The sequence below is a fragment of the Burkholderia sp. MBR-1 genome (assembly GCF_013822785.1).
Lineage (GTDB): Bacteria > Pseudomonadota > Gammaproteobacteria > Burkholderiales > Burkholderiaceae > Burkholderia > Burkholderia vietnamiensis.
This window is the reverse complement of record NZ_CP053609.1, coordinates 2107067-2121144: the sequence shown is the minus strand read 5'-3', so window position 1 is coordinate 2121144 and position 14078 is coordinate 2107067. Positions and strand designations below refer to the sequence as shown.

General features: G+C 72.4%; 11 protein-coding genes and 1 riboswitch. Of the genes, 7 read left to right on the top strand and 4 right to left on the bottom strand.

Features of this window, described 5'->3' with window-relative positions:
- The first annotated feature begins 173 nt into the window (after nucleotides 1-173).
- The 7 genes from MBR110_RS09815 to MBR110_RS09785 all read left to right on the top strand — a co-directional run bounded on the left by MBR110_RS09815 (nucleotide 174) and on the right by MBR110_RS09785 (nucleotide 9134).
- Nucleotides 174-1232, top strand: a complete 1059-nt coding sequence (locus tag MBR110_RS09815; protein ID WP_175657808.1) for a HoxN/HupN/NixA family nickel/cobalt transporter — start codon at nucleotides 174-176, stop codon at nucleotides 1230-1232.
- Between the two features lie 25 nt (nucleotides 1233-1257).
- Entirely contained in the window at nucleotides 1258-2346 is a 1089-nt protein-coding gene (gene cobW, locus MBR110_RS09810; protein WP_059622548.1) for a cobalamin biosynthesis protein CobW, read from the top strand.
- 4 nt (nucleotides 2347-2350) lie between these two features.
- Entirely contained in the window at nucleotides 2351-6181 is a 3831-nt protein-coding gene (cobN, locus tag MBR110_RS09805) for a cobaltochelatase subunit CobN (RefSeq protein ID WP_181709046.1), read from the top strand.
- On the top strand, nucleotides 6178-7266 hold the full coding sequence (locus tag MBR110_RS09800) for an ATP-binding protein (RefSeq protein ID WP_011884832.1): 1089 nt from the start codon (nucleotides 6178-6180) through the stop codon (nucleotides 7264-7266). The genes cobN and MBR110_RS09800 overlap by 4 nt, the downstream gene beginning before the upstream one ends.
- A 68-nt stretch (nucleotides 7267-7334) precedes the next feature.
- Nucleotides 7335-7943: a vWA domain-containing protein gene (locus MBR110_RS09795; protein ID WP_059461745.1), complete on the top strand. Its 609-nt coding sequence runs from the start codon at nucleotides 7335-7337 to the stop codon at nucleotides 7941-7943.
- A gap of 75 nt (nucleotides 7944-8018) precedes the next feature.
- Nucleotides 8019-8471 carry a YaiI/YqxD family protein gene (locus MBR110_RS09790; protein ID WP_011884836.1) on the top strand — a complete coding sequence of 151 codons (453 nt, stop codon included), beginning with the start codon at nucleotides 8019-8021 and terminating at the stop codon, nucleotides 8469-8471.
- A gap of 90 nt (nucleotides 8472-8561) precedes the next feature.
- A complete protein-coding gene (locus MBR110_RS09785) occupies nucleotides 8562-9134 on the top strand; it encodes a DUF1993 domain-containing protein (RefSeq protein ID WP_034193128.1) in 573 nt (190 codons plus the stop codon).
- Nucleotides 9135-9197: 63 nt separating this feature from the next.
- Here MBR110_RS09785 and cobJ read toward each other — a convergent pair whose 3' ends face one another.
- The 4 genes from cobJ to cobG are packed head-to-tail and all read right to left on the bottom strand — an operon-like array spanning nucleotide 9198 to nucleotide 13684.
- Nucleotides 9198-10937, bottom strand: coding sequence for a precorrin-3B C(17)-methyltransferase (gene cobJ, locus MBR110_RS09780; protein ID WP_181709045.1), 1740 nt, complete (start codon nucleotides 10935-10937; stop codon nucleotides 9198-9200).
- Nucleotides 10934-11668: a precorrin-2 C(20)-methyltransferase gene (locus tag MBR110_RS09775; RefSeq protein ID WP_011884842.1), complete on the bottom strand. Its 735-nt coding sequence runs from the start codon at nucleotides 11666-11668 to the stop codon at nucleotides 10934-10936. Before MBR110_RS09775 ends, cobJ begins: the two co-directional genes overlap by 4 nt.
- Nucleotides 11665-12291 carry a precorrin-8X methylmutase gene (locus MBR110_RS09770; RefSeq protein WP_014723034.1) on the bottom strand — a complete coding sequence of 209 codons (627 nt, stop codon included), beginning with the start codon at nucleotides 12289-12291 and terminating at the stop codon, nucleotides 11665-11667. Before MBR110_RS09770 ends, MBR110_RS09775 begins: the two co-directional genes overlap by 4 nt.
- Nucleotides 12284-13684, bottom strand: a complete 1401-nt coding sequence (gene cobG / locus MBR110_RS09765) for a precorrin-3B synthase (RefSeq protein ID WP_081054206.1) — start codon at nucleotides 13682-13684, stop codon at nucleotides 12284-12286. Before cobG ends, MBR110_RS09770 begins: the two co-directional genes overlap by 8 nt.
- Nucleotides 13685-13790: 106 nt before the next feature.
- A riboswitch (cobalamin riboswitch) is annotated at nucleotides 13791-13979 on the bottom strand.
- Nucleotides 13980-14078: the final 99 nt, after the last annotated feature.

Below are 14078 nucleotides of genomic sequence, written 5' to 3'. Positions count from 1 at the left end.
CGCATCGTCCACGGCCGCAGCACGCCCGACGCCCGAGCGTTTTCCACTTCCGTCATCGATCGGAGCGTCGCACGCGTGCGCGCGGCCGGGCGCGGCGAGCGGCGGGCCGCGCGGGCAGGGCAGGCGGCAGCCGTGTTGGCATTCATCATGTCGACCGTTCGCAAGGGAGCATCATGCTCGACTCGTTCTTCCGCCTGTTCAACGACAGCCCGTCCGGGTTGCGCGGCAAAATCGCCGCGATCTATTCGCTTCTCGTCGCGTTCAACGTCGGCGCGTGGATCTGGGCGTTCGTCGCGTTTCGCGACCAGCCCGTGCTGCTCGGCACCGCGCTGCTCGCGTACGTGTTCGGGCTGCGCCACGCAGTCGACGCCGACCATATCGCCGCGATCGACAACGTCACGCGCAAGCTGATGCAGGAAGGCCGCAGCCCGCTCGGCGCGGGCCTGTTCTTCTCGCTCGGCCATTCGACGGTGGTGATCGTGATGTCGGTGGCCGTCGCGCTGACGGCCGCGTCGCTCGCGCGCTTCGAGAGCATGAAGACCTGGGGCGGCGTGATCAGCACCAGCGTGTCGGCCTTCTTCCTGCTGGTGCTCGCGGCCGCGAACCTGCTGATCCTGATTTCGGTGTACCGGACCTTTCGCGCGGCGCGCCGCGGCGACGCGATCGTCGATGCCGATCTCGACCTGCTGATGAACCAGCGCGGCGTGCTGGCCCGGCTGTTCCGGCCGTTGTTCCGGATCGTGTCGCGCAGCTGGCATCTGTATCCGGTCGGCTTCCTGTTCGGCTTCGGCTTCGATACGGCGACCGAGATCGCGCTGTTCGGCATTTCGGCCACGCAGGTGCAGGGCGGCCTGTCGTTCTGGTCGGTGATGGCGCTGCCGGTGCTGTTCACCGCCGGCATGACGCTCGTCGACACCACCGACGGCATCCTGATGATGGGCGCGTACCGCTGGGCCTACGTGCGGCCGATCCGCAAGATCTACTACAACATGACGATCACGTTCGTGTCGGTGCTGGTCGCCGCGCTGATCGGCGGCATCGAGGTGCTCGCGCTGCTCGCCGACAAGCTCGCGCTGCAAGGCCCGGTGTGGGACTTCGCGACGCTCGTCGCCTCGCACTTCGGGATGCTCGGCTACGTCGTGATCGGCCTGTTCGTCGCGTGCTGGGTCGTGTCGGCCGCGATCTACCGCCTCAAACGCTACGACGAAATCGACGTGACGCTGTCCGCCTGACTCTCTTTCCGATACAGGACTCACCATGACCCTACGCAAGCTGCCCGTCACGATCGTCACGGGCTTTCTCGGCAGCGGCAAGACCACGCTGATGCGCCACATCCTGCAGCACGCCGCGGGCCGCCGCATCGCGGTGATCGTCAACGAGTTCGGCGAGCTCGGCATCGACGGCGAAATCCTCAAGGGCTGCGGCATCGGCTGCGACGACCCAGCCGGCACGCCCGGCGAAGCGGCCGGCCAGCTGTACGAGCTCGCGAACGGCTGCCTGTGCTGCACCGTGCAGGAGGAGTTCTATCCGGTGATGGAGGCGCTCGTCGAGCGCCGCGCCGACATCGACCACGTGCTGATCGAGACGTCCGGGCTCGCGCTGCCGAAGCCGCTCGTGCAGGCGTTCAACTGGCCGACCATCCGCAACAGCTTCACGGTCGACGCGGTGGTGACCGTCGTCGACGGGCCGGCCGCAGCCAGCGGCCAGTTCGCCGAGAATCCGCAGGCCGTCGACGCGCAGCGCCGCGCCGATCCGAACCTCGACCACGAATCGCCGCTGCACGAGCTGTTCGCCGACCAGCTGTCGTCGGCCGATCTGGTGATCGTGAACAAGGCCGACCTCGTCGCCGACGCGCAGTTCGCCGACATCGAGGCCGCGATCCGCGACGAGATCCCGCCGCAGGTGAAGATCGTGCGCGCGACGCGCGGCGAGCTCGATCTGTCGCTGCTGGTCGGGCTCGAAGCGGCGTCGGAGGACACCATCCATCTGCGCCACGACCATCACGGCTCGGCCGACGACGGCGATCACGATCACCATCACGACGATTTCGATTCGGTGGTGGTGGCGGGCGACGCCGGCACGCGCGAAGCGACGATCGCCGCGCTCCAGCGCGTGGTCGAAGCCCACACGATCTACCGCGCGAAAGGCTTCGCGGCGCTGCCGGACGCGCCGATGCGTCTCGTGATCCAGGGCGTCGGGCGCCGCTTCGACAGTTATTTCGACCGGCGCTGGCAGGACGGCGAGCCGCGCGCGAGCCGCTTCGTGCTGATCGGCGAGTCGCTCGACGCGGCCGCGCTGCAGCGCGCGTTCGATGCCGCCTGCGCGGCCGAACTGCAGCAGGCGTAACGCGATGCACCTGCTGCGCACCACGCCGGGCGGCTTCGTCGACGATACGCAGGGCGTCGTCCGGATCGACCAGCAGCCGGCCGACATCGTGATCCTCAGTTCGGCCGACACGACGCTGTCGCTGCTGGCCGGCGTCGTGCCGACGCTGCCGGCCGGTTTCCCAAGCGTGCGGCTCGCGAACGTCACGTTCCTGCGCCAGCCGGCGTCGGTCGATTTCTACGTCGACGACGTGCTGCGTCATGCGAAAACGGTCGTGATCGATCATCTGGGCGGCGAGGCGTACTGGCCGTACGGGATCGAACAGGCCGTGTCGCTCGCGTCGAAGCGCGGGCAGCAGCTCGCGATGTTCTCGGGCGACCTGCAGGAAGATCCGAACCTCGTCGCGAAGAGCACGGTCGCGCCGGCGCTGTGCCGGCTGTGGTGGCGCTATCTGCGCGAAGGCGGCTTGCACAACGCCGACGCGCTGCTGCGCAGCATCGCGTTCCATACGCTCGGCTTCGGTGCGGAGCCGGCGCCGCCGCGTCCGCTGCCGGCCGCCGCGCTGTACCACCCGGCGCGCGACCCGGCGAGCGTCGACGACTGGCGCGCGCGCTGGACGCCCGGCGCGCCGGTGGTCGCGATCCTGTTCTATCGCGCGCACTGGCAGGCCGCGAACACGGCGGTGTTCGACGCGCTGGCCGACGCACTGGTGCGCGAAGGCCTCAACCCGCTGCCGATCGCCGTGACGTCGCTGAAGGACGCGCTGAGCCGCGAGGTCATCACGCGCCTGTGCGACGCGCATCGCGTCGCGCTCGTGCTGAACACCACCGCGTTCGCGGCCGGCGCGATCGACGCGCCCGAGCCCGACGTGCTGGCCGGCGACGCGCCGGTGCTGCAGGTGATCCTGTCGGGCGGCAACCGCGATGCGTGGCTCGCCGACAACCAGGGGCTGCATGCGCGCGACATCGCGATGCACATCGCGCTGCCGGAAGTGGACGGGCGCATCGTCACGCGCGCGGTCAGCTTCAAGGGGCTCGCGTATCGCTGCCCGCACACCCAGGTCGACGTCGTGCGCTACCAGCCGGACGCGGAGCGGATCGCGTTCGTCGCGGCGCTCGCGCGCGGCTGGTGCCGGCTGCGCACGCTCGACAACGCCGACAAGCGCATCGCGCTGATCCTCGCGAACTATCCGCAAAGCGAAGGCCGCATCGGCAACGGCGTCGGGCTCGATACGCCGGCGTCCGCGCTGCGCGTGCTCGCGGCGCTGCGCGACGCCGGCTACACGGTGGCCGACCTGCCGGCCGACGGCGATGCGCTGATCGCGCGGCTCACCGCGGGCGTGACCAACGAGCCGGCCGTGCACGCGCTGCGCCCGGCGTTCCAGAGCTTCGCGCTGGCCGACTACCGGGCGCAGTTCGCGCGGCTGCCGGCGGCGGTGCGCGACGCGCTGAACGCGCGCTGGGGCGAGCCGGAAGCGGACCCGACGCTGCGCCACGGGCGCTTCACGATCGCCGGCTGGCGCGCGGGCAACGTGTTCGTCGGCATCCAGCCGTCGCGCTCGCGCGACGACAACGACTATGCGAGCTACCACGATGCGGAGCTCGTGCCGCCGCATGCGTACCTCGCGTTCTACTTCTGGCTGCGCGATGCGTTCCGCATCGACGCGGTCATCCATCTCGGCAAGCACGGCAACCTCGAATGGCTGCCGGGCAAGAGCGTCGCGCTGTCCGACGCATGCTGGCCCGACCTGACGCTCGGGCCGCTGCCGCACCTGTATCCGTTCATCGTCAACGATCCGGGCGAGGGCAGTCAGGCGAAGCGCCGCGCGCAGGCCGTGATCGTCGATCACCTGATGCCGCCGCTCACGCGCGCGGAAAACTACGGGCCGCTGCAGGACCTCGAACGGCAGGTCGACGAATACTACGAAGCGCTGATGGTCGACGCGCGGCGCGCGAAGCTGCTGCGCAAGACGATCCTCGCGACGATCGCCGAGCATCGGCTGCACGACGAGTTGAGCGTGTCGCCGCCGCGCGATGCGGGCGACGAGGATGCGCTGCTCACGCGCGTCGACGCGTGGCTGTGCGAATTGAAGGAAGCGCAGATCCGCGACGGGCTGCACGTGTTCGGCGTGTCGCCGGCCGCTCGCCAGCGGCGCGACACCTTGCTCGCGCTCGCGCGCTTTCCGGTCGGCGACGGCCGCGGCGAACGCGCCGGGTTGATCGGCGCGCTCGCGCGCGATCTGTCGCTCGGCGACGCTTTCGATCCGCTCGCGGCCGACTGGGCCGCGCCGTGGACCGGCCCGCGCCCGGCCGTGCTGCAGGCGCTCGACGCGGCGCCGTGGCGCCATGCGGGCGATACGCGCGAGCGGCTGGAACGGCTCGCGCAGCAGTGGCTCGACGACGTGTGCGCGGGCGAAGGCGCTGCGCCGGCCGACGGCGACGCCGGCGCCGGCACCGCCACAGCGCCGCCCGGCGACTGGCCGCACGCGCGCGCGGTGCTCGAACGCGTGCGCGCGACGCTGCTGCCCGCGCTCGACGCGTGCGGCGGCGAGGAACTGCGCCAGCTGCTGCGCGGGCTCGACGGCCGCTTCGTGCCGCCGGGGCCGAGCGGTTCGCCGTCGCGCGGCCGTCCCGACGTGCTGCCCACCGGCCGCAACTTCTATTCGGTCGACACGCGCGCGGTGCCGACGCAGGCCGCCTGGTCGCTCGGCCTGAAATCCGCGCAGCAGCTGATCGAGCGTCATCTGCAGGACCACGGCGACTATCCGCGCGCGGTCGGGCTGTCGGTATGGGGCACCGCGACGATGCGCACCGGCGGCGACGACATCGCGCAGGCGTTCGCGCTGCTCGGCGTGCGGCCGAAGTGGGCGCACGGCAGCCATCGCGTGACCGATTTCGAGATCCTGCCGATCGAGATCTTCGACCGGCCGCGCATCGACGTGACGCTGCGCGTGTCGGGCTTCTTCCGCGACGCGTTCCCGAACCTGATGCATCTGTTCGATGCGGCCGTGCAGGCGGTGGCCGCGCTCGACGAGCCGGAAGCGCTGAACCCCGTGCGGGCGCGCATCGAGCGCGAGCGGGCGAGCTGGATCGCGCGCGGCGTCGCGCCGGACGAAGCGCGGCGCCGCGCCGGCTGGCGCGTGTTCGGCGCGCGGCCGGGCAGCTACGGCGCCGGGCTGCAGGACCTGATCGACCGGCGCGGCTGGCAGAGCGACGCCGATCTCGCCGACGCGTATCGCCGCTGGGGCGGCCATGCGTACGCTCAGAACAGCGCGGGGGACGCCGCGTCCGACGTGTTCGGCGAGCGTCTCGCGACGATCGACGCGGTCGTGCAGAACCAGGACAGCCGCGAGCACGACATCCTCGATTCGAACGACTACTACCAGTTCCAGGGCGGGATGACGGCGGCCGTGCGGCACCTGTCCGGGCAGCAGCCGAGCGTCTACCACGGCGACCACGCGAACCCGGCCGCGCCGACGATGCGCACGCTGCGCGAGGAAATCGCGCGCGTGATCCGCTCGCGCGTGGTCAATCCGAAGTGGCTCGACGGCGTGAAGCGCCACGGCTACAAGGGCGCGGCCGAGATGGCCGCGACCGTCGACTATCTGTACGGCTATGACGCGACCGCGCGCGTGCTGTCGGACCACCAGTACGCGCTCGTCGCCGACGCGTACCTGTTCGACGACGACACCCGCGCGTTCCTCCAGCGGCACAACCCGCACGCGCTGCACGGGATCTGCGAACGCTTCGTCGAAGCGATGCAGCGCGGGCTGTGGCAGCAGCCGGGCGATTATCGCGAGCGGATCGAAGCGGTCTGGCTCGACAGCGAACAACTTCAGGAAGGCAGGCAACCATGACCGATCCGACCATGCAGCGCACGCGCGCGGTGTTCCCGTTCGCGGCGCTGGTCGCGCAAGAGCCGCTGCAGCAGGCGCTGCTGCTCGCGGCGATCGACCCGGCGCTCGGCGGCGTGCTCGTCAGCGGGCCGCGCGGCACCGCGAAGTCGACCGCCGCACGCGCGCTCGCGGAATTGCTGCCGGAAGGCGAATTCGTCACGCTGCCGCTGTCGGCCAGCGACGAGCAGGTGACCGGCACGCTCGATCTCGCGCACGCGCTCGCCGAGAACGGCGTGCGCTTTCGGCCCGGCCTGCTCGCGCGCGCGCATCGCGGCGTGCTGTACGTCGACGAGGTCAACCTGCTGGCCGACGGGCTCGTCGATACGCTGCTCGACGTCGCCGCGAGCGGCGTGAACGTGGTCGAGCGCGATGGCGTGTCGCACGCGCACGACGCGCGCTTCGTGCTGGTCGGCACGATGAATCCCGAGGAAGGCGAGCTGCGCCCGCAGCTGCTCGATCGCTTCGGGCTGATGGTCGAGCTCGAGAACTGTTTCGACGCCGCGCAGCGCGCGCAGATCGTGAAGGCGCGGCTCGCGTTCGACGGCGACCCCGACGCGTTCCGGGCGCACCACGCGGATGCGCAGCGCGCGCTCGGCGAGCGCATTCGCGCGGCGCGGCAACGGCTCGCCGCGCTGGATTTCGACGACGCGGTGCACGCGCGCGTGAGCGCGCTGTGCATCGACGCGGCCGTCGACGGGCTGCGCGCGGACCTCGTGATGCTGCGCGCCGCGCGCGCACTCGCGGCGCTCGAACAGGCCGCCGCGGTGACGGTGTCGCACGTCGAACGCGTGGCCGACGCGGTGCTGCGCCACCGGCGTCATGCGGATGCGCCGCGCGCGCCGGATGCATCGCCGTCGCGCGACGACGGCGCACGCGACGGCCGTGCGCCGCCGGACCCGCATTCGCGGCGCGACGAGCGCGGGGGCGCGCACGCGGCGGGCGGCGCTGCGCCGTCGCCCGATGGCGACTGGGGCTATCTGCCGCCCGAGCCGGCCGGATTGCACGACGTGAAGGGCGTGGTGCCGCTGCCGCTAAAAAAACGCTGAGCCATCGAGACGCCGCCGCCGCGAACGTCGTTCGCGGTCCTCGATGGCAGCCGGGCGCCGCCGCGCGCGTGCCCGGCGCGGCCCCTGCCGGCACGGCGCTCGCCTGGCCGGCGACGCTCGCCGCGAAGCGTGGCGAGCCGCTGCATGCCGCGCATCTGCGGTTCCGCAAACGGGCGGGCACGCCGCTTGCGCTGCATTGCTTCGTGCTCGACTGCTCGGCGTCGATGCTGTCGCACGAGCGCCTCGCGCTCGCGAAAGGGCTGATCGTCGCGTACTTCGACGACGCGGCGCGCCGCCGCATGGAAACCGCGCTGATCTGCTTCGGCGGCAACGGCGTCGCGCGGCGCTTCGGGCCGGCCGTGCCGCGCTGGTGGAATGCGCGCTGGCTCGAGCCGGTGGACGGCGGCGGCGGCACGCCGCTCGCGGACGGCATCGCGGCCGCGTCGCAACTGCTGGCCCGCGACGCGCGCCGCGCCCCCGGCAAGCAACGCTGGCTGTGGGTGCTGTCCGACGGGCGCACGCGCGAAACGCCGCCGCGACCGGCTGCCGCCGATCATGTCGTGTTCGTCGACTTCGATCGCGCGGCGGTCGCGATCGGGCAGGGCAGACGGCTCGCCGACGCGTGGGGCGCGCAGTGGCTGGCCGCGGCGACGCTGCATGCGCAGGCGGGCGGCTGAGCGCGCCTGCGGTGAGTGCTGCCGAGCGGCGGCGCTGCGCTATGATCGCCGTTTCAGCTCACCGGAACGCCAGCCATGCAAATCTTCGTCGACGCCGACGCGTGTCCCGCCGTCATCAAGGACATGCTGTTTCGCGTCGCGCGCCGCACCGGGATCTGCGTGACGCTGGTCGCGAACCAGTTCCTGCGCACGCCGCCGTCGCCGCATATCAAGGCGCTGCAGGTGCCGGCCGGTTTCGACGAGGCCGACGCGCGCATCGTCGAGCTCGCGCAGCCGGGCGATCTGGTCGTGACGGCCGACATTCCGCTCGCCGCCGCCTTGCTCGACAAGGGCGCGCATCCGCTCGACCCGCGCGGCAACTGGTTCAGCCGCGAGAACATCGACGAGCGCCTGTCGACGCGCGCGATGATGGAACAGCTGCGCAGCGCGGGCATCGATACGGGCGGCCCCGCGCCGTTCAGCGCGCGCGATGCGAACGCCTTCGCGTCGCAGCTCGACCGCTTCGTCGCGCGCCACGGCAAGCCGTGACGTCGCGCGTGCCGAAGCGGCGGCCGCAGCAGGCGACCGATTCGCCGCGACGCCGAGGTCGCGGCATGAACGACCGATAGGAGGACCTGGATGTCACTGACCCAACTGCTCGTTCCCACCTTCACCCAGATGCTGCGCGCGCAATCCGCGTGGCTCGACAAGGCGCTCGCGCAGCGGCGGGCCGCGGGCGACGCGGGCGATGCGCTGCTGACGCTGAAGCTCGCGCCCGACATGTATCCGCTCGCCGCGCAGGTGCGCTTCTCGTGCTTTCAGGCGATGGAGCCGGTGTACCGGCTGCGCGGCGAAGCGCTGCCCGACGCGCTGCTCGCGTTGCGCGAAGCCGGCTGGCAGGCGGACGCGCAACCGGGCACGCTGAGCGATGCGCAGGGCATCGTCGCCGGCACGATCGCGTTTCTCGGCGAGCTCGCGCCCGACGCGCTCGATGGCGGCGCGACACGGCCGATCTCGCTGCAACTGCCGAACGGCACCGCGTTCGACATGACGGGCGAGCAGTACGCGCGCGACTGGGCGCTGCCGCAGTTCTACTTTCATGCAGTTGCGGCGTACGCGATCCTGCGCCATCACGGCGTCGATCTCGGCAAGGCCGACTACGTGCCGCACATGCTCGCGTACGTGCGCCCGGACACGATCCCGCAGGGCTGAGCGCGCGGGCCGGGGGCCCGCGATGCGCGGCGATCGCCGCGATCGCCGCAACCGACGCAGCGCTCAGCGATACCAGCGCGGCGTATACACCCACTCGCGTCCGTCGCCGATCGCGAATCGCCGGGTCGTCGACGAGCCGACGATCACCATCGTGCGCATGTCCACCTGATCGCTGCGCAGCGCGCCGAGCGTCGTCGTCACGAGCGTCGCGCCGGGCCGGCCGATGTCGCGCCCGAGCACGACGACCGTATCGGCGGCGCGATGCGCGCGCACCGCGTCGAGCGCGCGATCGAGCTGCCACGGCCGCGCACGCGAGATCGGGTTGTAGAACGCCATCACCAGATCGGCTTGCGCCGCGTGCCGCAGGCGCGTCTCGATCACCTCCCACGGCTTCAGGTTGTCCGACAGCGAGATCGCGCAGAAGTCGTGGCCGAGCGGCGCGCCGGCCTGCGCGGCGGTCGCGAGCGACGCCGACACGCCGGGTTCGATGCGCAGCTCGACGGCCGCCCATTGCGGGTCGCGTGCTTCGTCGAGCGCTTCGAGCACGGCCGCGGCCATCGCGAACACGCCGGGGTCGCCCGACGACACGACCGCGACGCGCCGGCCCTCGGCCGCCAGTTCGAACGCATGGCGCGCGCGCTGCATTTCCTCGCGATTGTCGGTGCCGTGCACGCGCTGGTCCACCCGGAACGGCCCGGCCATCGTCACGTAGGTCGTGTAGCCGAGGATGTCGGTGGCGTCCGCCAGCGCCGCGCGCGCGGCCGGCGTGAGCCAGGCGGCGTCGCCCGGGCCGAGCCCGAGGACCGTCAGCCGGCCGCGCGCGCGACCGAGCGTGGCGGGATCGACCGGCTGCGCCGCCACGGCGCACGCGAGGCCGCCGGACGCGCCGCGCAGCGTGTGAGCGACGCGCAAGGTGCGGCCGAGCAGCGCGGCGGCATCGGCATCGATACTGGCTTCGACATCGGCGAAACGCAGCGGCACGCCGAGTGCGTGCGCCGCCGCGTCGAGCCGCGCATCGCCGAGCAACGTCGCGGGCGCGACGAGTGCCGCCAGCGCCTGCCGCGCGAGGCCGTGCGCATCGAGCAACGCGCCGATGCGCTGCGCGAGCAACGGATCGGCTTGCTCGCCGCACGACACCGCAGCGTCGGCCCGCGCGCCCTGCGCATCGACGCCGACCACCACGCTGCGCGGATGAATCACCAGTTCGTCGCGTGCGCCGCGCCACGCATCCGCCGTCACGCGGATCGCATGCGCGGCGGCGGCGTCGCGCGGCAGCGCGACGTCGTCGAGCCACGGCGCCGCGCCGTCGATGCGCGTGGCGGCCCCGGCGAGCAGGTCGGACACGAAGCGCTTGCCTTGCTGCAGATCGGCGAGCGCGTAGCCGTCCGGCGGATTGAGCACGCACGCGCCGAAGCGCAACTCGCCGCTCGTCGTGATCGCCGGCGCGACGCCGAGGGCGTCCGCGATTTCGCGTGCGATCGCGTTGACGCCGGTCAGCCCGCCGAGCAACGGCACGACGGCCGATCCGTCTTCCGCGACCGCGAGCACCGGTGGCTCGACGCCCTTGTCGGCGAGCGCGGGCGCGATGCAGCGGATCACGATGCCCGCCGCGCACAGCGCGACGATCGGCGCGCCGCGCGCATAGAGTTCGCGCAGCTGCGCGCCGAGCTCGTCGAACGGCACGTCCGCGTCGACGCGCGACGCGAGCCCGTGCACGCGCGCGCCCGGATAACGCGCCTGGATGCGCCGCGCGGTGTCGAGCGCGCCCGCGCCGAGGATCACGATCGCGGGCGGAGTCGTCATCCTTGCCATTTTTCCCCCGGCACGACGAGCAGCGAGAAATACGGCGACGCCATCGGATCGACGTCGTCGAGCGGCACGATCCGCTGCGTGGCCATCGTCGCGCGCTCGACGTACAGCGCACGCTTCGCGAGGCCGAGTTCGTCGAGCACGCGCCGCACCTTGTCGAAGTTGCGGCCGAGCTTCATCACGACGGCCGCGTCGGCCTGCGCGAGCCGCGTGCGCAGTTCGTGCTCGGGCAGCACGCCGGACAGCACCGACAGGCTCTGGTTGCGATACACGAGCGGCTGGCCGAGCACGGCCGTGCCGCCGAGCATCGCGCACACGCCGGGAATCACTTCGGTGTCGTAGCGCGGCGCGAGGCGATCGTGCAGGTACATGTACGACCCGTAGAAGAACGGATCGCCTTCGCAGATCACCGCGACGTCGCGCCCCGCGTCGAGATGCGACGCGACGATCGCGGCGGCCGTGTCGTAGAAGTCGGCGATCACGGTCTCGTAGCAGAGCGGCGGCGGCAACGCCTCGGTCGTCACCGGATAGACGAGCGGCAGCTGCGTCTGCGTGTCGAGCAGGTGGGCTTCGACGATCCCGTACGCGTTGCCTTTCTTGCCCTTCGCGACGAAATACGCGACCACCGGCGCGGCCTGCAGCACCCGCAACGCCTTGATGGTCATCAGTTCCGGGTCGCCGGGGCCGACGCCGACGCCGAACAGCCGTCCGCGCGCGGCCGTCATTCGGCCTCCGTGGCCAGCGCGTTGACGGCGGCCGCGGCCATCGCGCTGCCGCCGCGCCGGCCGAGCAGCGCGACGTACGGCACGCCGCGGCTGTCGGCGTCGAGCAGCGCCTTCGATTCGGCCGCGCCGATGAAGCCGACCGGAAAGCCGAGGATCAGCGCCGGGCGCGGCGCGCCGGCGTCGAGCATGTCGAGCAGATGAAACAGCGCGGTCGGCGCGTTGCCGATCACGACCACGCTGCCGGCCAGATGCGGGCGCCACAATTCGAGCGCCGCGGCCGAGCGCGTGTTGCCGAGCTCGCGTGCGAGCGCGGGCACTTCCGGCTCGCCGAGCGTGCAGATCACGCGATTGCCGGCCGGCAGCCGCGCGCGCGTGATGCCTTCGGCGACCATTTTCGCGTCGCACAGGATCGGCGCGCCGGCCGCGAGCGCGCTGCGGCCCGCGTGGCCCGCGCCCGCGGAAAAACGCAGGTCGTACACGATGTCGATCATCCCGCACGCGTGGATCACGCGCACCGCGAGTTTCTCGAGATCGGGCGGAATCCGCGTCAGATCGGCCTCGGCGCGGATCGTCGCGAACGACTGGCGGTAGATCTCCTGCCCGTCGCGAATGTAGTCAAGCATCGGTGGTGTCCTGGCTGTGCCGCGCGCCCGTCAGTCGGGCCGCGGCCTGGTCAATCGTCAGATGGCGCGCGAGCGGGGCGCCGGGGCCCACGGTCGTATCGCGCCGGTAAAGGTCGTAGCGTGCGGGCGCCACCGCGATCAGCGTGTAGGCCGCGGGATGCGGCAGCGCGCAATGGCGCTCGCAGCCGCTCAGATGCACGTCGAGCGGCCGGCCGACGCGTGCGGCGAGCGCGAGCGCATCACGTTTGGTATCCGCGCGCGCCTTCGCGCAGCCCGCGCTGCCGGTGCACGCGACCAGCGTCGCGAGCGGGTCGAGCGGTGTGCAGACGAGGCCCAGCGCCGCGAGCGTGGCCAGCACGGCGTGCGCGCGGGCGACGCGCACGCCGTGCACGAAGACGCCTTGCCACGGCGTCATCGACAGCGTGCCGTCGCCGTCGGCGTCGGCCAGCGCGGCGAGCCGCTCCAGCAGCGCGGCATCGAGCCGGCCGAGCACGAACTGCGCGCCGGCGCTGCAGCGATCGGCGTCGCGCGTCGGCCGTGCGCCGAAGCGCAGCGCGGCGTCGGCCGGTGGACGCCGCCAGCCGGCGAGCGCCGGATCGGCCGCGAGCGGGAACGGCGCGTAGTGCTGCGCGCGCGCGACCAGCGCGCGTTCGCCGCCGTCGGCGAGCAGCACCCGCATGCGCGTGACGCCGGCCGGTGCCAGATCGAGGAACGCGAGCAGCAACGCGCGCACCAGTTCGACGGCCTGGTGCGGCGCGACGTCGAACGATGCGGGCCGGTCGCCGGGCGCGACCGGCGGACAGCCGGCGAGGCCCGCGGCGATGCGCGGCGCGCCGTCGTCGCGCCGCCATGCGGCGAGCCAGATGTCGTGCGGATGATCGAGCGCCGCGACCGCTTCGCCGCCGTCCAGCTGGATCGAGAATTTCGGCGACAGCTCACCGCGGCGCGGCTCGTGCGTCAGCATGTCGAGCAGCGGGCGCGCGAGCGCGCGGCTGTCGACGAGCGCGGCGCGATCGAGCCCGGCGAGCGGGCTCAGCAGCAGGTTGCGCACGTCGTCGCTCGCGGCGAGCGCGGCGCGGGCGTCGTCGGCGTCGCTTGCACCGACCGCATCCGCGCCGGAGCGCGCACCGGAGTACGCGGCCGAGTTCGGGCCGAGGCCCGCGTCGAGCAGGGCGCCGGCGAGCGGCGCGGCCGCGCCGTCGCGAATGCCGCGCAGTTGCAGGTTCGCGCGGTTGGTCGCGTCGATCAGGCCGGAGCCGTACCTTCGCGCGGCGTCGGCGATCGCGCGTGCCTGCGCGGCCGCGAGCCGGCCGCCGGGCAGCTTGATCCGGCACAGGCCGCCGTCTGCGGCCGCGACGACGCGCATGAGCCCCGGGCACGCCGACGGGCGCACGACGGGCAACGCAGGATTCGAATCGGGGGCGGAACTCAACGGGATAGCGGGCAGTGTGGCGCCGCGGCCAACGCATCGGTACACCCCGCCCGACGCCGACTGGCACGCACGCACTTTCTGGCCGGCAGGTCTCCTGGCTGACAGGTCGGCGCCGGCTCCCGGCCTTCCCGGTGAAACCAGTGGCATGTGGCGGAGCGCGGCTCGCTGTCTACAGTTGCGGGGGCAGCCACAGCGGCGCGGCGCGCCCTGTGTTCCCTCTTCGGCCCCGAAGGGCACCGGCGAACGAACGGCCGTAGGATACCCGATTTCACCGCCGCTTCGCGACCGCCGAACGGCGGCATGAGCCGACGCGAAAACGCTGCGCGGCGCCGCGGCCGGCGGATGGAAACGCGCG

Coding starts and splice junctions, on each gene's coding strand:
- MBR110_RS09785 (WP_034193128.1), top strand. CDS start 8,562: ATGTCACTGACCCAACTGCTCGTTCCCACCTTCACCCAGATGCTGCGC.
- MBR110_RS09770 (WP_014723034.1), bottom strand. CDS start 12,291: ATGCTTGACTACATTCGCGACGGGCAGGAGATCTACCGCCAGTCGTTC.
- cobW (WP_059622548.1), top strand. CDS start 1,258: ATGACCCTACGCAAGCTGCCCGTCACGATCGTCACGGGCTTTCTCGGC.
- cobN (WP_181709046.1), top strand. CDS start 2,351: ATGCACCTGCTGCGCACCACGCCGGGCGGCTTCGTCGACGATACGCAG.
- MBR110_RS09790 (WP_011884836.1), top strand. CDS start 8,019: ATGCAAATCTTCGTCGACGCCGACGCGTGTCCCGCCGTCATCAAGGAC.
- cobJ (WP_181709045.1), bottom strand. CDS start 10,937: ATGACGACTCCGCCCGCGATCGTGATCCTCGGCGCGGGCGCGCTCGAC.
- MBR110_RS09775 (WP_011884842.1), bottom strand. CDS start 11,668: ATGACGGCCGCGCGCGGACGGCTGTTCGGCGTCGGCGTCGGCCCCGGC.
- MBR110_RS09800 (WP_011884832.1), top strand. CDS start 6,178: ATGACCGATCCGACCATGCAGCGCACGCGCGCGGTGTTCCCGTTCGCG.
- MBR110_RS09815 (WP_175657808.1), top strand. CDS start 174: ATGCTCGACTCGTTCTTCCGCCTGTTCAACGACAGCCCGTCCGGGTTG.